We start from the raw sequence: 20,441 nt of genomic DNA on the forward strand, positions 1-20,441 counted from the left end.
AGGGCGAAGCGAGGACTTGCAACGGATAGCCCGACCCGCAGGGTAACGCCCAAATTTTGTTATTAAGGTTTACCTAAAAAAAGTTGTTTTATTGGTAGGCTTTTATGATAACATCGGCTATATCATCAAAAGCCCAGGTAATATTTCGTCTGTTAAAGATGCCTAAATCGTCGTTAGATACGCCAATTTTGCCATTATCCCACCAAACGGAAGGCATACCTCTTTGCGCAGCTGCGTTGGCATAATAACTGGCGTGCGTGACGCGGTCTGATAAATTATTCAAGTTTCCAGAGCTCCATTCACCTAAAACTACTGGTATACCATTATCTATAAATTTAGCCTTTATCTTGTCCATTTCGTTATCTAGGGCTTGTTTGTCACTATCGGTACCCCACGTTGTATCTGTGCCTGCTAGTGTAAAAGGAAAAGGGAAATAGGAATGGAGAGACACAATGGCTCTATCATCATTATTAGGTATTTTTAAAGCATTTATGGCGGCAGGAAGGGTGCTTGCAGCATAAGTAGAGATCATGATGTGTCTTAAACTATTATTGCCTCCAGTAGCTCTTATGGCGTCTAGACTTACTTGATGGTATTGGTTTACTACATCTCTGCCTTCTGCAGTTCCTCCCGTCCATTCTTGGGGTGTGTTTTCATAACGGGGTTCGTTAAGTGTTTCGAAAATTAGGTAATCGCTATAGTTTTGAAACCTAGTTGCGATTTGAGTCCATAATTTTGATAGTCTGTTTTTTACTTCATCAGCTTTCGCATAAGTAGGTATTATCCAAGTATCTTCATGGTGCGTATTAAGGATAACATACATATTATTGGCTCTGGCGTAATTAACGACTTCTTCCACGCGATCAAACCAAGCTTTGCTAACAGTATAATCTGGACTTGCTCCTTGGTGAAAGCGCCAAGTTACAGGTATTCTTATGGTTTTAAACCCCCTATTTGCTACTGCGTCAATCATAGCTTTAGTGGTAACGGGGTTGCCCCAATGGGTTTCGGTAGGGCCTTCGGCGTCAAGACTATTGCCTAAATTCCACCCTATCTTCATTTCTGAAACAATATCAAAAGACGATATATTTCTCATTTTTCCATCATCAAATTCGCTGGGAACACCATCGTTGTTATCCATTGGTATTTCTTGTTCTGGTAAGATGGTTGTGTTCATTGTTGGTTTATCGCATGAAGCAGCAAATATGAACACAGCAAAAAAAATAGTGTGGCATCTCATAGCATTCTTTTTTTTCAAATTTAATTAAAACTAAGAATGAGATTCATCTGTAATGATGTAAATAGTACCAGAAATGACGCATATTATTTAGGTGCTAACTAAAAAGACTCTACTATTTAGCGTTCATGAAGTGTATATTATGATTTCTTAATCATTTTACAGCTAGTAAATCTTGGTTTTAGAAAAATAAATTCTACATAACTTAAATATGTGATTTAGAACCAGTTTTTGTTTAAGCAACAATTGCTAGGGTGTTTTGGGGTAACTTTTTTACTAGAAACATGATGCGCATCATTTGTTATATAAGTTGCGTTATATGGAAGGTTAGATTCTTTCGAAGGGTACTAATTTAGCAATGAACAAAAAAACATATAATTATGATGAAAAAACTACCATTTTTTATAACACTCGTATTGAGTGTTCACGTAACGTACGCACAAGAATTTTCGAATCTTGTATTTGATGCTACAGTTCCTCCAACGGCAACAACCGTAGATATAACTTTTGATTACACAGGTGTCTCAACAGGAGATGTTTTTGAATGGCAGTTGTTTTTAGCTAATCCTGACGGCAGTCCAAATTGGGGTTCAGGAAGGAATATAGCTTATGAAGGGAATATTGTGCCTACATCAACGGGTTCTGGAACACAAACTGTTACAATTAATGTGTTTAACACACCAGTAGATGGAGAGGTTTTTACTTGGGCAGGTAAGATAACGTTAGGGGCAGATGGCTCGGATACAGGTTTTAATAATACCGGTAATTTAGTTACCATATCATCTACGGCTAGCACGGAGGATTTTTTGAATAAGAAATCAGTTGTAATCTTCCCTAATCCTGTTGAGAATATTTTGAATGTAGTTTTTAGAGTAGAGCCACTAGAAATGGCATCAATAATTGATATTACAGGTAAAGTAGTGATGAAAAATATAAATCTTACAAATAAAATCGATGTTTCGAACTTAACTCAGGGGTTTTACTTTCTAAGAACAATCGATAATAGATCATTCAAGTTTGTAAAGAAGTAAAATTTACATAAGAAAAATACAAAAGACTGGTTGTATGTAAACTAGTCTTTTGTGTTTTCTTTATTATTAAGTTCAATATTAAAACTTTATTAAATGGGTGTGTTATTTTTGATAAATAAATTATTATATATTAAGGAAATACAAACCAGTTTAAAAAAATTATAAATGGTGAAAATGAAAAAGAATCCAGCTGTTAAGCACACTTTAAAATTTTTATTAATGCTTGTTGTAACCGGAAGTTATGCGCAATCAAAATCGCATCTAGATCAAAGTAAACCTATAGAGGAGCGTATCACGCTGTTGATGAGCCAGATGACCTTAGATGAGAAAGTAGGGCAAATGAACCAATATAACGGTTCTTGGGATTTTACAGGGCCTTTGCCAGAATCGGGCTCTGAAGAAGAGAAGTATGAGCATCTTAAAAAAGGTTGGGTAGGTTCTATGCTTAATGTAAGAGGAGCAAAAGAGGTTAGGGCTGTACAAAGAATTGCTGTAGAAGAGAGTAGGTTGGGCATACCAATAATTTTTGGCTTCGATGTTATTCACGGTTATAAAACCCTTAGTCCTATCCCTTTAGCTGAGGCAGCAAGTTGGGATTTAGAAGCCATAAAAAACTCGGCAAGTGTTGCTGCTCTAGAAGCGGCTGCATCAGGTTTAAACTGGACTTTTGGTCCTAATGTTGACGTTGGAAACGATGCAAGATGGGGACGTGTTATGGAAGGGGCTGGAGAAGATCCTTATTTGGGCAGTAAAATTGCAAAGGCTAGAGTTACTGGATTTCAAGGTGAAAATTTAAACGATCCTACTACCATAGCGTCATGTGCTAAACATTTTGCGGCTTACGGTTATGCAGAAGCGGGAAGAGAATATAATACTGTAGATATGAGCATATCAAAATTATATAATAGTGTTTTGCCTCCTTTTAAAGCTGCAGCTGATGCCGGTGTAAGAACATTTATGAACTCATTCAACACATTAAACGGTGTACCGGCAACAGGAGATGTTTTTTTACAGCGCGATATTTTAAAAGGTGATTGGGGTTTTAACGGATTTGTAGTGTCAGATTGGGCTTCTATCTCTGAAATGATAACCCATGGTTTTGCTAAAGATGGTGCTGATGCTTCAGCTAAGGCAGTGACAGCAGGGTCAGATTTGGATATGGAATCGCACCTATACGTTAAAGAATTAGTTAAGTTAGTTGAAAATGGTACAATAAAAGAGGCGCTTATAGATGATGCCGCTAGAAGAATTTTACGTGTAAAATTTGAATTGGGTTTATTTGATGACCCTTACAAATATTGTGACGAAGCCAGAGAAAAAGCTACAATCGGTAATAAATCGAATAATGAGGCTGTTTTGGATATGGCCAAGAAATCAATTGTGCTATTAAAAAATGATGATAATTTATTGCCACTAAAAAAATCTGGACAAAAAATTGCGTTAATAGGCGCACTAGCTTCTGATAAAAATAGTCCTCTTGGAAGTTGGAGAATTGCTGCCGATGACAACACTGCGGTATCTGTTTTAGAAGGTATGCAGCAATATCAAGATAATGAGCTTGTCTATGAAAAGGGAACTGATGTATCTATTGGCGAGCAATTATTCGTTCAAGAAGTAAAAATAAATACTGATGATTTCTCAGGATTTGATGCTGCAAGAAACGTAGCAAAAGATGCTGATGTTGTAGTGATGGTATTGGGAGAAGTAGGGTTTCAAAGTGGTGAGGGACGAAGTAGAACAGAATTAGGTTTACCAGGAAACCAACAACAATTACTTGAGACTATTTTTGAGGTTAATAAAAACATTGTTCTGGTATTGAATAATGGCCGTCCATTGGCTTTACCTTGGGCGGCAGAACACATACCTGCTATAGTTGAAACGTGGCAATTAGGCACTCAGGCAGGAAATGCTGTAGCACAGGTATTATATGGAGATTATAACCCTAGCGGTAAATTACCTATGTCTTTTCCAAGAAATGTGGGGCAATGTCCAATTTATTACAATCATTTAAGTACTGGCAGACCCGTTAACTCACAAGACAATGTTTTTTGGTCTCATTATATAGATGTTGAAAACACGCCTTTGTTTCCATTCGGTTATGGTTTAAGTTATACAGATTTTAAGTATAGCAACCTAAAATTGGGTAAATCTGAATATAATATTGGTGAAACCGTAGAGTTAAGTGTAGAAGTCACAAATGTTGGTGATTTGGATGGTAAGGAAGTAGTGCAACTTTATATTAATGACCCAGTGGCCAGTATAGTAAGACCGGTTAAAGAATTGAAAGGGTTTGAGCTAGTAGCCTTAAAAAAAGGAAAAACAAAAACAATAACATTCAACTTAACAAATGCTGAACTCGGTTTTTATGATAATGATGGTAATTACCTAGTAGAACCGGGGATGTTTAATATTATGGTGGGAGGAAGTTCTGACAGCGGTTTAAAAGATAAATTTGAGTTGAAATAATTACTATAAATAAAAGCTATGAAAAATATAATAACAACCTATAAGGTTATTTTGCTCTTTGTAATGATATCTGCAATTTTTGCATGCTCTAAAGATGATGATACTGCACCACCAGATAACACTACACCTATTGTTTTGTCTTTTGATGTATTAATATCAGAGCAAAACCCGTTTAGAGTAGCAGTAAATAATACATCAACAGGTACAAGCGGATTAAAAAGTTACTGGCAATTTTTCACCAATGGTCCCAGAGTTGAAGATGCTGCAGGTCCAGAAGTGCATGTATATGATACAACAGGCGACTATACAATAACACTTACAGTTGAAGCTCCCAACGGTGATGTTAGCACTAGTCAAATAGTATCGATTACTGGGCAAGCTTCTAGTGATCCCGCGCTAAAAGATGCAGCTGATAAATTTTCAATTGGTATGGCGGTTAAATCAAATAGACTAGATGGAAGTCATGGCGAAATTCTAGCTCGAGAATTTAATAATCTTACGGCAGAATTTGAAATGAAAATGAACATCATGTATCCTTCTCAAGGTAACTATGATTTTACAGCAGCTGATGCTATTGTGGACTATGGGATAGCCAACAACATGGATATTCATGGGCATACTTTAATTTGGCATACAGCAACACCACAATGGGTAGAAAACTTTTCTGGTACTGATGAGGAGTTTGAAGCGATCATTAAAGATTACATTACAACAGTACTAACACGTTATGCTGGTAAGGTAAGATCTTGGGACGTGGTAAATGAAGCAGTTGAAGATGGCACTAATCAATTAAGAAATACTGTTTTTAGAACACGTATGGGGGATGATTATATTGAAAAATGTTATCAATTTGCAAGGGATGCAGATCCAAACGTACTCCTTTTTTACAATGACTACAACATAACATTTGACGCAGGTAAGCAAAGTGCAATGTTTGCTATTGTAGATAATTTGGCTTCAAAAAACCTTATAGACGGTGTTGGTGCCCAAATGCACATAGCTTATAACTTTCCATCTGCTGCTCAGATACAGGGTGTAGTTAATGGAACCGTATCAAGAGGGTTGAAAATGCATTTTTCTGAACTCGATATAAGGGCAAACCCAAATAATGATATTACATCTTTAACAGATGCTAGAGCAACTGCGCAAGAAAACAAGTTTAAAGAGGTGGTTGAAATTTATAATACTATACCCGATGCTAATAAATTTGCACTAACCGTTTGGGGTATGCGCGATAACGAAACGTGGTTGATTGACTTTTGGGGACAACCCGATTGGCCATTGTTGTATGATTCCAATTTCAACGCTAAAAAAGCTTACAGGGGATTTTTAGAGGAACTCAACTAAAAATCAAGCGCTAGTTTTGGGGGTTAATTATTTATAAAAATTAGATTACATATATACTTATTTCGTAAAATTCGCGTTTCATTCTGTTATAGAGTTTAAAAAGCTAACATATAGTAGATTAATACTATTTACTTCTTTACTTTCGTTCTAGCCACTTATAACCAGTTTATGTTATTGTTAGAACAAACCAACTATGATTTTATTGGAAATATAATTCTTGCCATTCTTTTAATGGGTGTTTTGTTTCTTATCCTGCTATTCATAAGAAAAATAATTACTTCAGTATTGGATGGACTAGAGATGGTTTATGCCTTATTTACAAAACGTCCATTTTTTGTTCATTTTCACCCTTTTAAGAGAAAGCTAAGTAAAGAACAGACTAGAATTTTAGAAAAAGAGTTTGCTTTTTACAGAAGATTAGATAAAAAACGGAAAAGTTATTTCAAGCATAGAGTGGCAACTTTTATTAAAAAGAAAACTTTTGAGGGTAAGGAAGGGTTTATTATTACAGACAAAGTCAAAATTTTGGTTTCAGCAACCGCAGCAATGTTGACTTTTGGTTTTCGCAATTATAAAATTCCATACGTCAAAAACGTTGTTGTTTATCCTACGGAATATTTTTCAAGATTCAGTAAGACCACTAATAAAGGAGAGTTTAATGCGCGTCTTAAAACTTTGGTGCTTTCATGGGATAACTTTTTGGAAGGTCATAGGATAGAGGATGATAAGTTGAATTTAGGCATTCATGAATTTGCGCATGCAATTCACTTCAGTTGTATTAAAAGTGAAGATATCAATTCAATTTTATTTGTTGATACTTTTAATGAGCTAAGGAATATGCTTTCTGACAATGAAACATTGAAAACCAAGCTAACCAATTCTGAATTTATAAGAAGTTATGCTTTTACAAACGATTCAGAGTTATTAGCTGTTATTATTGAAACATTTATTGAGTCTCCTAAGGTTTTTAAAAGCCTATTTCCTAATATTTATATTAAGGTTAAACAAATGCTGAATTTTAATTTTGCTGATTATTAACCTCTTACATGATTTTTGTCATGCTTTTTTCACTTTTCTATTTTTAAATTTAGACATAACTAAATTAAATATTTTAATGGCATGATACGAAAAGCACCAATTTCGATGATAATGACGCAGGATGTCATTACATTAAACAGAAACGACCAATTGGAGAAAGCAGAAAAGTTATTTAAGCAACATAACATTAGGCATATTCCCGTAGTTCAAGATAATGTGATTGTTGGCATGTTGAGTTACTCAGATTTACTTAGACTTAGTTTTGCAGATGTAACAGATAATAATGATAGTGCTGCCGATGTCATGGTTTACAATATGTTTACTATAGATCAAGTAATGAAGAAGAAAATAGTTTGCGTATCGCCTTCCAACTCTATCAAGGAGGTGGCCGAAATACTTGCCAGTAAAGAATTTCATGCGCTTCCTGTAGTGAATAATAATCAATTAGTAGGTATTATAACCACTACAGACTTGATAAATTATTTACTAAAGCAGTTTTAAAATGCAGTTTCGCAATAGCGCGTATTTTTATAATTGATTGGGATATGAATGTATTTATATATCTGACAACATAAAAAAACTTTAAAGATGAGACAACGAACTCCAGTGTCGACGATAATGACCAAAAACCTAGTAGCGCTAACACGTTCAGATAATTTAGAACGTGCAGAAATGCTGTTTAAAAGAAATAAAATTAAGCATATGCCAGTAGTTTCTGGGGAAACCATCATAGGAATGCTTAGCTATACTGATTTAATGCGTATAAGTTTTGCAGAAGCTTCCTCTATCGAAAGTGAAACTTTAGAAACTGTAGTTTATAATAATTTCACTATTGAGGAAGTCATGGTAAAAGACGTAGTTACTATTTCTTCAGATACTACTATTAAGGAAGCTGCTAAAATATTGGCAGAACGAGAGTTCCACGCTTTACCAGTTGAAGAAAATGGAGCATTAGTGGGAATTGTAACTACTACTGATTTACTAAATTATTTTATAAAGCAATTTTAAGAATTGGCAATCAACTTTAAATTCTTGATAGTTTCAGGCTGATTACTGCTTTTAAAGACATGACTGCCAGCTACAAAAACATCTGCACCAGCATCAACTAATTGTTTGATGTTTTTATCGGTTACACCACCGTCTATTTCTATTCTTGTATCTAAATTTTGCTCAGTAATCATTCTTCGGAGCTTTTTAACCCGGTTATAAGTAATATCCTCAAATTTTTGACCCCCAAACCCAGGGTTAATAGACATTAATAACACCATAAAACACTCTGGTAAAATATCTTCCAATACAGATACTGGAGTAGTTAAATTAAGTACAACACCTGCCTTACATCCAGCATCTTTTATTTGCCTTAGAGTTCTATGTAAATGCACTGTAGATTCATAATGAACCGTAATAATATCTGCGCCAACTTTTGCAAATTCTTCAATGTAGCGTTCTGGTTTTTCAATCATTAAATGTACATCCAAAGGTTTGGTTGCGTGTTTTTTAATGGCTTGAATTACTGGCATGCCATAAGAGATATTCGGTACAAAATGTCCGTCCATAACGTCAATGTGAAACCAATCAGCATCACTATTATTAATCATTTCTGTATCTCGTTGAAGGTTGCCAAAATCTGAAGCTAGCATTGATGGCGCAATTAATTTAGAACTCATTATTAATAGTTAAAATATTTTTACAAAAGTATGTAAAAAAATAAACCCGCGGTAATCAGCCGCGGGTTCTTTCATCAATCAAAAAACGAACAGTTATGTGTAACTGTTGTTACCGTAATTTAGTCGTTACGCCTTAGCGAAACTATCCTAAATATGTTTTTAATATTTTACTTCTAGACGTATGTTTCAATCTACGAATAGCTTTTTCTTTAATTTGTCTTACACGCTCTCTTGTTAAATCGAAAGTCTCACCAATTTCCTCTAAAGTCATTGGGTGTTGGTTTCCTAAACCAAAGTATAAACGTATAACATCTGCTTCACGAGGTGTTAAGGTTTCTAATGCACGCTCAATCTCGGTACGTAAAGATTCGTGTAATAATTCTTTATCAGGATTTGGCGACTCACCGGAATTTAATACATCGTATAAGTTAGAATCTTCACCTTCAACTAAAGGCGCATCCATACTTACATGACGTCCTGAGTTTTTCATTGACTCCTTAACATCGTTAATGGTCATATCCAACTCTTTTGCAATTTCTTCAGCAGAAGGTGGACGCTCATGACTTTGCTCTAAAAAAGCAAATGTTTTATTAATTTTGTTTATAGAACCAATTTTATTTAGTGGTAAACGTACAATACGTGATTGTTCAGCTAATGCCTGTAAAATCGACTGGCGAATCCACCAAACGGCATACGATATAAATTTAAAACCACGAGTTTCATCAAAACGTTGTGCAGCTTTAATCAAACCTAAATTACCTTCATTAATTAAATCTGGTAATGTTAAACCTTGGTTTTGGTACTGTTTTGCTACAGAAACCACGAAACGTAAATTAGCTTTAGTTAACTTCTCCAAAGCTATTTGATCACCAGCCTTGATACGTTGTGCTAATTCAACCTCTTCATCGGCTGTAATTAAATCAACCTTACCAATTTCCTGTAGATATTTATCTAACGAAGCAGTTTCCCTGTTGGTAACCTGCTTTGTAATTTTAAGTTGTCTCATCTAATGTTTTCCTGAATTTAATTATGAATAAATAGGCTGTTCAATAGTTATACGTATAAATGTTACATTTTGTTACAAAAAGATAAAAATATTTTAATCTCTTAATTTTAGATACTTAAATTATAGAAAAGTCACAAATACTTCAATTATTTGGGTATTACTCACAGGGGGTAGGGCTTTCCTCTGCAATCCCTAATGCGCTCACTGTTTTGGAAACATAGTATCAAAAAAAGATATAATGTATTAGAAATAAGGTAGTTGTGGTTATATTATACATGTGGTATGAAATTTTCAATAAAGTTTAATGTTTATATGTAAAGAGGTATCAATATATACGACAAAAATCATATGAAGAAATCAACCTTACTAGTAATAATATCTATAGTTTCAATAACTATTAGTTGCGAGCAAGAAGACGATTTATTTGATATAAATGCTGTAAGAATACCTCAAACTATTACTGAGCCAAGTCAATTTGCAGACCCCAATATAAATCAACAAGCCAGAGATTTATACAATAGGCTAATTGATATCACCCAAAAAGGTATCGCTTTTGGTCAACAGCAACCTTTTGGTACAGGAAATGATTTTCCGGTACCAAACGAATTGCAACCAGATTTTTTTGAAGTTACAGGAGATTATCCGGCTATTGCAGGTTTCGATTTAGAGTTAATTAGTCTTCAGCCAAGTGCAAATTCTGACTTCGTTAGCTTTTTAGATGAATTTATCAATAGATTTACAACCGCAGTTATAGAGGCGCACGAAAATGGTAGCATCATAACAATGAGTTGGCACCATGTGCATCCTGAAGGTTTTGGTTCCAGTTTTGATGGTGTAGTAGCTAAGTTTTTGGAAGGTGGAGAATTTCGTACAGAATATATAGAACGACTAGCACGAGCTGCAAGATTATTAAACAATTTAGTAGATTCTCAAGGAAATTCCATACCTGTTTTGTTTAGGCCTTGGCACGAAATGAATGGCGATTTCTTTTTTTGGGGAGAAGGTTTTAGAACTACAGAGGATTATAAACAACTGTGGAAAGATACAATCAAAATCCTATCAGAAGACTTCAATGTGCACAATCTTATTTACGTCTACTCGCCTAATCTAGTTTCAAATAAATCAGAATATTTAAGAAATTATCCAGGAGACGAATTTGTAGATATATTAGGTGTTGACGTATACGATTTTAGAAACGGAAACTTTTTAAACAGTGCCATAAGAAATTTGCAAATAGTAGAGGATATTGCTTTGGAAAAAAATATGCTTTTTGCACTTACAGAAACAGGTTTAAAAAATGTTGTTGATAATACATGGTGGACGCGGAGTTTGTACAAAGCCATTAGAAGTAGCAGTATTACGTACACAATGATTTGGAGAAATGATATGACCACTTTTTTTCATGCACCCTTTCTTGGTCATCCTGCTGAGGGGGATTTTAATGACTTTCTTAATAAGGAAATAATATTGCTAAGTAGAGATATTCAGTAAAAGACTTATTATTAAAAAAAATGTAATTGAAAAAGCCGTTTCAATTTATTGAAACGGCTTTATATATTTAAAAGAGAACCTTAGTCTTCTTTCTTGTCATTTCTAGGTCTTCTATCATCACGTCGGTTATCACGTCCACGATTGTCCCTACCTCTGTTATCACGTCCGCGTCCACCACGATCGTTATTATCTCTTGGTGGTCTCGCCACATAACCTTCAGGTTTTGGTAAAATAGCTTTACGAGATACTTTTTCTTTGCGTGTTCTTGGATCTACACCAAAGTATTTCACATCAAATACATCTCCCATGTTTACAACATCAGAAACATTTTCTGTACGTTCCCAAGCTAATTCACTTACGTGTAATAATACTTCATTTCCTGGGGCATCTACATACTCTACTACAGCACCAAAATCTAACATTTTAATCACTTTCACTTCGTAAACGCTACCAACTTCAGGCTTAAATAATAGTGAATCTATCTTTGCCATAACAGCATCAATACCTTTACTACCAACACCTAAAACTTCAACAATACCTTCTTCAGTAACAGGATCTTCGTTAATAACAATAGTAGTCTCAGTTTCTTTCTGTAATTCTTGAATTACTTTTCCACCAGGACCAATTAACGCGCCTATAAATTCATTAGGGATACGTCTGGTCACCATTGTAGGTGCGTGGTCTTTAACTTCAGCATTTGGTGTTGCGATAGTTTCAGTAATCTTGCCTAAAATATGTAAACGTCCTTCTCTTGCTTGTTTCAAAGCATTTACAAGAATTTCATATGATAATCCTTTTACTTTAATATCCATTTGGCAAGCTGTAATACCATCTTCAGTACCTGTTACTTTAAAGTCCATATCGCCTAAATGATCCTCATCACCTAAAATATCAGATAATACCGCGTATTTTCCAGTATCAGCATCAGAAATTAATCCCATAGCAATACCAGAAACCGGCTTTTTAAGTTGTACACCAGCATCCATCATAGCCATTGTTCCAGCACAAACAGTTGCCATTGAAGAAGAACCATTAGATTCTAAAATCTCAGAAACAACTCTTACTGTATAAGGACAATCCTCAGGAACCATACCTTTTAAAGCACGTTGCGCTAAATTACCATGCCCAACTTCACGACGAGAAGTACCACGAATTGGTCTAGCTTCACCCGTTGAAAAAGGAGGGAAGTTATAATGTAAATAAAAACGCTCTTCACCTTCGTAAGATGGCATATCTATTTGGTTAGCTTCTCTACTTGTTCCTAAAGTTACAGTAGCTAATGCTTGAGTTTCACCACGTGTAAATATCGAAGAACCATGTGTAGAAGGTAAGTAATCTACCTCACACCATATTGGTCTAATCTCATCTGTTTTTCTACCATCTAAACGTAGGCCTTCATCTAAGGTTAAGTTTCTAATGGCCGATTTTTGAGCTTTCGCTACATATTTATGAATCAGTTTTCCTAATTCATCTTGTTCTTCTTCAGAAAACGATTCAAAAACCTCTTCTTTTATTTTGCTAAATGCTTCACCGCGTTCATGCTTTGCAGAACCTGCTTTAGCAATGGCATACGTTTTGTCGTAAACCATATCGTGAATTTTCTTTGCTAAATCTTCATCTTCAACCGCTGGTTCATATTCACGTACTTCTTTTTTACCAAAAGCTTCAGCTAATTTTACTTGAGCAGCACATTGTACTTTAATCGCTTCATGTGCAAACTTAATAGCATCAGCCATTTCTTCTTCAGAAATCTCATCCATTTCACCTTCAACCATCATTACAGAATCAGCAGAAGCACCAATCATCATATCGATATCAGACTCTTCTAATTGAGCTCTAGTTGGATTGATTACAAATTCACCATTAACACGACCAACTCTAGCTTCAGAGATTGGGCATTCAAACGGAAAATCTGATAATTGAATAGCTGCCGAAGCTGCTAAACCTGCCATAGCATCTGGCATAACTTCATCATCATGGGACATCAACTGAATCATTACCTGAGTTTCAGAATGATAATCTTTTGGGAATAACGGACGTAAAACACGGTCTACTAAACGCATTGTTAATACCTCACCATCACTTGGTCTAGCTTCTCTTTTAAAGAAACCACCAGGGTATCTTCCTGCTGCTGCAAATTTTTCTCTGTAGTCTACCGTTAAAGGCAAAAAGTCTACATCGGCAGCGTGATAGTTGGAAACAACTGTACACAAAAGCATACATTTTCCAGATTGTACAACAACAGAACCATGCGCCTGTTTTGCTAATTTTCCGGTTTCGATAGAAATTTCTCTACCGTCACCAAGGTCTATAACCTCTTTAAATGTTTGTGGAATCATAAATTTTTTCTTGTAATTTAAGCGTAAAACTGCCTAAATCATATTAAACAATGGTCGTTGTGTTGTGTGTAGTTGTTGTGTGTGCGACTCTAAAGTCTCGACCAATGAAAAACTATAATTAGCTTCTTCTAATGCGCTGTTTAAACTCCCACGCTCGAGTTATATTTGGGCGTTACCGACAAGGGGTCGGGCTTTACGCTATATCTTTTTTGAAGAAAAATCAAAAAAGGATGCCGCTGCAATCCCTAACGCAAAAGAAAAAAGAGGCTTGCTCAATGCAAACCTCTCTTATCTTGTTTATTTTCTTAATCCTAATTCTTTTACTATGGCACGATATCTTAAGATATCCTTCTTAGTTAAGTAATCTAGTAAAGAGCGACGCTTACCTACTAGTTTTACTAATGAACGCTCAGTATTATAATCTTTACGATTCTTTTTTAAGTGTTCTGTTAAGTGATTAATTCTGTGCGTAAACAACGCAATTTGAGCTTCTGCAGTACCAGTATCGTTCTTTCCTTTACCGTGTTTTGCGAAGATTTTCTCTTTAGCTTCTTTTGTTAAATACATGCTAATATTGTTGTAAATGATTGTTATGTACTATGAAAGTCTTTCTTTCAAGCGGCAAATATACTACTTTTTTGGTGTTATACGATTTTTTGTGTAACTTTTACATTGATTTTTAAAAGTTGCTTCCCTAGGTAACTATTTGTTGGCTCTCAATAAAATAAACTGAAGTATATACGCATATATGAAATCACTTTTCCCGCGAGAAAGTTTCCCAGATTCTTACGACTCCCTTGAAAAAATTTTCAATAATACATACAACGGCATCGCCATTTTAACCCTTGATGGCGATTGGATTAAAGTAAATGATAGCATTTGCGAAATGTTAGGATACTCAAAAAACGAGTTATATAACATGAAAATAGAGAATATCGTTTTTCGGGATGATTTGGGTGTGCATGCCACCAAATACGATCGTCTTATGCAAGGAAAGATAAACAGATATCGCGTGATGCAACGTTATTTTCACAAAGATGGCTCTATTATTTGGTTTTTAATTTCAGTTTCATTGATTACTGCGCTAAACGGAAAACCTACACAAATGATTTGGCAGTTCTCAGATATTACCAGCAGAAAATTAAATCAGGATAAATTAAAGTTAATGCTTAGGGTAGTAAGAGAACAAAACGATAGGTTATCTTCTTTTGCCAGTATAGTTACCCATAATTTACGTTCGCATTCTGGAAACCTATCTACTATTAAGGGCTTCTTGGAAGAAGAGTTTTCTTGGTTAAAGGAAAATGAGAATTTTTCAATGCTCACCAAAGCAGTTGATAACCTTGAAGAAACGGTTTCTCATTTAACTGAAGTTGCAAAAATTAAACCAGTAGACGCAAATGAACTTGAAACGCTAAACCTTTACGATTATGTGGAAAAGGCAATTTATAACGTGACAGCCTTTGCTAGAAATACTAAAACAACCATAATTAATGATATAGAAGATAATCTCTACATCAAAGGTATACCTGCATATGTAGATAGTATTATTCTTAATTTTTTAACAAATGCTATTAAATATAGGTCAGATGATAGGGAACCTCAAGTCGAATTGACATCAAGTATAGAAGATGAATATGTGATTTTTAGGATAGCAGATAATGGTATGGGTATAGATTTAGAGAAATATGGCGATAAGTTATTTCAACTCTACAAAACATTTCATACAAATAGAGATTCGATAGGTTTAGGGTTATTCATCACAAAAAACCATATTGAATCTATGGGAGGGAAAGTAGAGGTTGCAAGTGAAGTTGATGTTGGGACAGAGTTTTCTATATATTTTAAAAGAGCAAAAAAAGACTCAGCAACTACCGAGAGCTCTGAGTCTGAATCCTTTTCTAAATAAATACAACCTTTTAATTAGACTCTTAAAGGGTCGTTTAAAATTAAGTCAATGTACTTATTTATGTTGTCTTTTAAATCTTTTCTATGTGTGATAAAATCTAGGAAACCATGTTCTAAAAGGAACTCTGATGTTTGAAACCCTTCTGGTAGTTCTTTTCCAGTAGTATCCCTAACTATTCTAGGGCCAGCAAAACCTATTAAAGCCCCTGGTTCGCTAATATTAATGTCGCCTAACATGGCAAATGAAGCGGTAGTACCACCTGTAGTGGGATCGGTACATAAGGATATATAGGGTATTTTGGCTTCGGCCAATTGTGCTAATTTAACTGAGGTTTTTGCCAACTGCATTAAAGATAAAGCAGCTTCCATCATTCTAGCACCACCTGATTTTGAAATCACTACTAATGGAACATTATGTTTTAGGGAATAATCAGCTGCACGTGCTATTTTTTCGCCTACAACGCTTCCCATTGAGCCACCAATAAACGCAAAGTCCATACAGGCAACAACTAAGTCCTTACCTTTAGATTTTCCAACAGCCGTCCTTACTGCATCTTTTAATTTGGTTTTTTCTTGGGCAGCTTTTAATCTATCAGGATATTTTTTAGTATCAACAAATTTTAATGGGTCTTTAGATTCAAGCTTAGCATCTAGCTCTTTAAATTTATTATCGTCAAAAAGAATCTCAAAGTACTCATTACTGCCAATTCTTACGTGGTAACCATCTTCTGGACTTACATAAAAGTTTTGCTCAAGCTCTTTTGTGTCAACAATTTTTCCCGTTGGAGATTTATACCACAATCCTTTTGGAGTATCTTTTTTCTCTTCGGTTTTTGTTTGTATTCCTTTATCTTTTCTTTTGAACCAAGACATATTGATTTCAGATTTTATAGTAACGATTTAATATTTAAGGAATTGGCGTTACCGTTATTTTAGTTAGTTATTTTGATTTTTCAATTTATGGAAGATAAATTTCAAATCAATCCACAAAATTAATTTTTTTTTTAATTTTTCGATGATTAAAGCATAGTTTTATTAATTATGTGGACATAAACAACTGTTTTACAGCGTATAAACAAAAAGGTTTTGCCTTAAGCAAAACCTTTTTGTTTTTAAATTTATGTAGTGTAAACTTTACAAACTATTTACGTTGTTTAAATCCTCAAACGCTTTTTTAAGTCTGGCTACAAAGGTTTTTTCGCCTTCTCTTAACCAAACTCTTGGATCGTAGAACTTTTTGTTAGGTACATCATCACCATCTGGATTGCCAATTTGAGATTTTAGATAATCAGACTTCTCACCCATGTAGTCTCTAATTCCAGTCATGTATGCGTACTGCAAATCAGTGTCAATATTCATTTTAATTACACCGTAACCAATGGCTTCTCTTATTTCTTCTACTGTAGAACCAGAACCACCATGAAAAACAAAATCAATATGATTATGTTCTACACCATATTTTTTGGTGATATACTCTTGTGAGTTTTTTAAGATTTTAGGAGTTAATTTTACGTTTCCTGGTTTGTAAACACCATGTACATTTCCAAATGCAGCAGCAATAGTAAATCTATGGCTTACTTTACTTAACTCTTCGTATGCATAGGCTACTTCCTCAGGTTGTGTGTATAATTTAGAAGCATCAACATCTGTATTATCAACACCATCTTCTTCTCCACCTGTAATACCTAATTCTATTTCCAAGGTCATGCCAATTTTAGACATGCGCTCTAAATACTGCTTACAGATTTCTATGTTTTCTTCAATAGGCTCTTCGGAAAGATCAATCATATGAGAACTGAATAATGATTTTCCAGTTTCTTTATAATGTAATTCATTGGCATCTAGTAACCCATCAATCCAAGGCAATAACTTTTTTGCACAATGATCAGTGTGTAAAATAACAGTTACTCCATAAGCTTCGGCCAACGTATGTACATGTTTTGCTCCTGCAACAGCACCAGCAATTGCAGCTTTTTGTCCATCATTACTTAAGCCTTTTCCTGCATTAAACTGCGCGCCACTATTTGAAAATTGAATAATTACTGGAGCGTTTAAATCTCTCGCAGCTTCCATAACGCCATTTATACTATTGGAGCCAATTACATTTACGGCTGGTAATGCATAACCATTTGCTTTTGCATGATTAAAAATAGCTTGAACTTCATCTCCTGTAGCAACGCCAGGTTTTATATTATGTGCCATTATTTGAGTGGTTTTTTGTTTGATTGACAAAAATAGTCATTTTTATAATTTCTATATCAATGATTAATAATGAAAATAAGAATTATAGCCTAAAACGTTATAGTTGTTTACTGAAAAAATAAAACCTAGTTGATTAGAAAGGATAGTTAATACCAATGTTGTATACGGCATTTTTGAAATTGTAATCGTTAAACCAGCGGTTTTCATCACGATAGGAGGGATCATAGGTTTTAAATCCAACATCAAAACGGAACAAAAAGAAGCTAAAATCGTAACGCAAACCAAACCCGGAACCAACAGCAATATCCTCTAAAGAGTTTAAGCCAGAGAATGTAGCTCTAGGATCGTCAACATCATCTAAAACATTCCAAATATTTCCAGCATCTACAAACAGAGCCCCGTTTAAATCGCCAAATAAATTAAAACGTTGTTCAGCGCTTAAGGCAATTTTTAAGTTGGCTTCATTAAATTCATCTGTACTTTCAGAACTTCCTGGTCCTAAGGCATATGCGGTCCAAGCTCTATTATCATTGGCACCACCACCAAAGAAACTTTTCGCAAAAGGAATATTGTCTGAATTGCCATAGGGAATAGCGATACCGAAAAAACTTCTAATAGCGAAAATATTTTGTTTACCTAAATCCCAACGTTTTACATAATCAAACTCAGTCTTTATATATTGGGAAAACGCTACATCAAGAAGTTCGTATCTATCGTCAGCATCTTTTTGTAAACCCAATAATCTTGAGGCATTTGCTAAAAGTGTCCCTGCAGATTCAATTCTAAATCTAAAAATGGAAAAATCTTCATCGAGCAAACTAGTTCTGTTATCCTTTAAAAAACTAAAACTGGTTGATAGGATAAGGTTGTCTTCTGTTAGCCTATTCTTCCGTTCTTCAATTGCGGAAACTCTTCTAAAATCCTCTTCACCTGGAGATAAAGATGTGTTATTACTCAAAACGTCGGCAATAAAATTATCTGTTTGTGTTGGTATTTGTAAATCATTTCCACTATTGTAGTTTATACTTTGGGCAATATCGTTCAACCTTCGGTATGAAGAGGTGTAGACATTAAAATAATCCTGAATATCTAAATTTCTAACATATTGTATGTTAAATAAATCCAGTTGATTGGTAACCTTAGTACTAGGTCTCCAACTGTAACCAAGAATTCCACTTAAAGCTTGTTTATCCAAACCAATGTTTGTTTGCCCAGAACCTGACAGTGTAATCCTTGTGGATGGCGACATGTATTTTGGAATAATGTTATCGGTATTAAATGGTGAGAATATTCTGGGAATGGTCAATCTCAAATCAAGCGCTAATTCATTAATGTCAAAAAACGGATCACTATCATTTCTATTAGGCTCAACAGAAGAACCAATAGCTGCCGTTCCAGAAATTTCAAAAGTCTCTGCTCCTTTAAAAATGTTTCTAATCGTTAAACTGGGGTTTAGTGCTAAACCTATTCTTTGAATATTACTTGTAGAAGCTTCAGTACTAAAACCAAGACTAAACTTTTTTAATGGCGTTAGGTAAATATTTGCGGTAAGAGTGGTATCATTTTCTTCCACATAATCGATATCGGGATATTTAAAAGTACGTAGCTCATTTAAATGTCTGTACGTATACGTCCTATCAATGTCTTTAAATAAAGAATTTGGTGCAATAAAAATAGCATCGGTTATAGCCTTGGGTTTAAATCGCATATCCCCATAGCTATAAAGGTTAAAACCATTGTAAGTAATGGAATCTTTTATTGGTGTTCTATCATTAAGATAGGTGTGATCGGTATAGATGTTTACATTTTTTACCTTGAAAATTTTGAATGGTTTACGAACGATAGAGTCTGGGGTTCTGACGGCTCTGTTCTGTATGTTGAAATTTACATTTACTTTGTTATTGGTGCCAATGGTGTCAATCTCAACAGAGATATAGTCCTGTTTAAAATGAAATAATCCATGATTTCTTAGCAATCCAGAAATTCGCTCGCGTTCCAATTCAAAATTTATGGTTTTATATTGCTCTCCTTGTTTTACCAAAGCATTTTTTTTGAACCTGGGGTATAACGTCTCCACTGCGGGTGACGCTATATTTTCAGAAATGGAGTCGATGATAAAAGCTGGCCCTTTTTCTATGTTGTAGGTGACTTCCGCACGCTTGTTGTCCTTTCTTTCAATATCATACGCTCCTGAAATATTAAACCATCCATTATTTATGTAATAGTCTTGAATACGCTTTACAGATTTTTTGGTTTTATCTTCACTTAAAATTACAGGAGCCTCACCAGTTTTTTTCAGCCATTGGTTAAAATGTAGTTTAGACTCTTGCATTTTATAAAACTGCTTTTTCGATAAAAAGCGCTTTAAGCCTTTTTTGCTGGTATCTGCAAGTTTTATGGCTAGTATGGAATCTATATTTGGACGCGCTAGGTTATATATGTGAAGGCGCAGCGGTACTTTACTATTAGGTTTTTGATGGAGTAAGTTGTTAAGTGTTTCAGATTTGTCTTTTTTACCGTCAACTATAATGGTGTTGTTGGTTAACAGATGCTCATCTTCTGCAACTCTCTTAACCAAGCTGCACGATGTAAAACAGCTAAAAAGCACAAAAAATAATAGTATTTTAATAAGATGCTGTTTCAAATACACTTGCAATAAAACCTTATAGATTTCTGTTAAAATTAAGTTGAATTTCAATTGGCTTAGCT

Annotated in this window: 16 protein-coding genes; 8 read left to right on the forward strand and 8 right to left on the reverse strand. The window is 34.7% G+C overall.

The genetic code is table 11. The features are described 5' to 3' along the window. Positions 1-88 precede the first annotated feature (88 nt). The gene (locus EYD45_RS04045) at positions 89-1,177 is read right to left on the reverse strand and encodes a glycoside hydrolase family 5 protein (RefSeq protein WP_165453885.1); all 1,089 of its coding nucleotides are present in this window, start codon (positions 1,175-1,177) and stop codon (positions 89-91) included. Between the two features lie 440 nt (positions 1,178-1,617). Here EYD45_RS04045 and EYD45_RS04050 point away from each other — a divergent pair, with 440 nt between their 5' ends. The 6 genes from EYD45_RS04050 (at position 1,618) to EYD45_RS04075 (ending at position 8,127) form a co-directional block, all read left to right on the forward strand. Next, positions 1,618-2,268 (forward strand): T9SS type A sorting domain-containing protein, encoded by a 651-nt coding sequence (locus EYD45_RS04050; RefSeq protein WP_130963075.1) that lies wholly within the window; start codon positions 1,618-1,620, stop codon positions 2,266-2,268. A 165-nt stretch (positions 2,269-2,433) separates the two neighbouring features. Continuing rightward, on the forward strand, positions 2,434-4,734 hold the full coding sequence (bglX, locus tag EYD45_RS04055; protein ID WP_394343478.1) for a beta-glucosidase BglX: 2,301 nt from the start codon (positions 2,434-2,436) through the stop codon (positions 4,732-4,734). 18 nt (positions 4,735-4,752) lie between these two features. After that, on the forward strand, positions 4,753-6,081 hold the full coding sequence (locus EYD45_RS04060; RefSeq protein ID WP_130963077.1) for an endo-1,4-beta-xylanase: 1,329 nt from the start codon (positions 4,753-4,755) through the stop codon (positions 6,079-6,081). Positions 6,082-6,249: 168 nt separating this feature from the next. Beyond that, positions 6,250-7,119 (forward strand): zinc-dependent peptidase, encoded by an 870-nt coding sequence (locus EYD45_RS04065; RefSeq protein ID WP_130963078.1) that lies wholly within the window; start codon positions 6,250-6,252, stop codon positions 7,117-7,119. A gap of 81 nt (positions 7,120-7,200) precedes the next feature. Continuing rightward, positions 7,201-7,620 (forward strand): CBS domain-containing protein, encoded by a 420-nt coding sequence (locus EYD45_RS04070; RefSeq protein ID WP_130963079.1) that lies wholly within the window; start codon positions 7,201-7,203, stop codon positions 7,618-7,620. A gap of 87 nt (positions 7,621-7,707) precedes the next feature. After that, positions 7,708-8,127 (forward strand): CBS domain-containing protein, encoded by a 420-nt coding sequence (locus EYD45_RS04075; protein WP_130963080.1) that lies wholly within the window; start codon positions 7,708-7,710, stop codon positions 8,125-8,127. On the opposite strand, the gene rpe is transcribed toward EYD45_RS04075, so the two are convergent. Both rpe and EYD45_RS04085 read right to left on the reverse strand, forming a co-directional pair. Further along, a complete protein-coding gene (gene rpe, locus EYD45_RS04080) occupies positions 8,124-8,786 on the reverse strand; it encodes a ribulose-phosphate 3-epimerase (protein ID WP_130963081.1) in 663 nt (220 codons plus the stop codon). The genes EYD45_RS04075 and rpe overlap by 4 nt on opposite strands. A 142-nt stretch (positions 8,787-8,928) precedes the next feature. Beyond that, positions 8,929-9,792 (reverse strand): sigma-70 family RNA polymerase sigma factor, encoded by an 864-nt coding sequence (locus EYD45_RS04085; RefSeq protein WP_019387909.1) that lies wholly within the window; start codon positions 9,790-9,792, stop codon positions 8,929-8,931. 348 nt (positions 9,793-10,140) lie between these two features. On the opposite strand from EYD45_RS04085, the gene EYD45_RS04090 reads away from it, so the two are divergent. Then, complete coding sequence (locus EYD45_RS04090; protein ID WP_130963082.1) at positions 10,141-11,283, forward strand: glycoside hydrolase family 26 protein; 1,143 nt, start codon at positions 10,141-10,143, stop codon at positions 11,281-11,283. 80 nt (positions 11,284-11,363) lie between these two features. Here EYD45_RS04090 and EYD45_RS04095 read toward each other — a convergent pair whose 3' ends face one another. Both EYD45_RS04095 and rpsO read right to left on the reverse strand, forming a co-directional pair. Beyond that, the gene (locus tag EYD45_RS04095) at positions 11,364-13,622 is read right to left on the reverse strand and encodes a polyribonucleotide nucleotidyltransferase (RefSeq protein WP_130963083.1); all 2,259 of its coding nucleotides are present in this window, start codon (positions 13,620-13,622) and stop codon (positions 11,364-11,366) included. A gap of 297 nt (positions 13,623-13,919) precedes the next feature. Further along, positions 13,920-14,189, reverse strand: coding sequence for a 30S ribosomal protein S15 (gene rpsO, locus EYD45_RS04100; RefSeq protein ID WP_130963084.1), 270 nt, complete (start codon positions 14,187-14,189; stop codon positions 13,920-13,922). Between the two features lie 181 nt (positions 14,190-14,370). On the opposite strand from rpsO, the gene EYD45_RS04105 reads away from it, so the two are divergent. Beyond that, positions 14,371-15,531: a sensor histidine kinase gene (locus tag EYD45_RS04105; protein ID WP_130963085.1), complete on the forward strand. Its 1,161-nt coding sequence runs from the start codon at positions 14,371-14,373 to the stop codon at positions 15,529-15,531. A gap of 14 nt (positions 15,532-15,545) precedes the next feature. Here EYD45_RS04105 and accD read toward each other — a convergent pair whose 3' ends face one another. From accD to tamL, 3 genes are all read right to left on the reverse strand, one after another. Continuing rightward, positions 15,546-16,403, reverse strand: a complete 858-nt coding sequence (gene accD / locus EYD45_RS04110) for an acetyl-CoA carboxylase, carboxyltransferase subunit beta (protein WP_130963086.1) — start codon at positions 16,401-16,403, stop codon at positions 15,546-15,548. 261 nt (positions 16,404-16,664) lie between these two features. After that, positions 16,665-17,732 carry a class II fructose-bisphosphate aldolase gene (gene fbaA, locus EYD45_RS04115; RefSeq protein ID WP_130963087.1) on the reverse strand — a complete coding sequence of 356 codons (1,068 nt, stop codon included), beginning with the start codon at positions 17,730-17,732 and terminating at the stop codon, positions 16,665-16,667. Positions 17,733-17,865: 133 nt separating this feature from the next. Further along, positions 17,866-20,382, reverse strand: coding sequence for a translocation and assembly module lipoprotein TamL (gene tamL / locus EYD45_RS04120; protein WP_449404363.1), 2,517 nt, complete (start codon positions 20,380-20,382; stop codon positions 17,866-17,868). Positions 20,383-20,441: the final 59 nt, after the last annotated feature.

Source organism: Hyunsoonleella flava (genome assembly GCF_004310325.1).
GTDB lineage: Bacteria > Bacteroidota > Bacteroidia > Flavobacteriales > Flavobacteriaceae > Jejuia > Jejuia flava.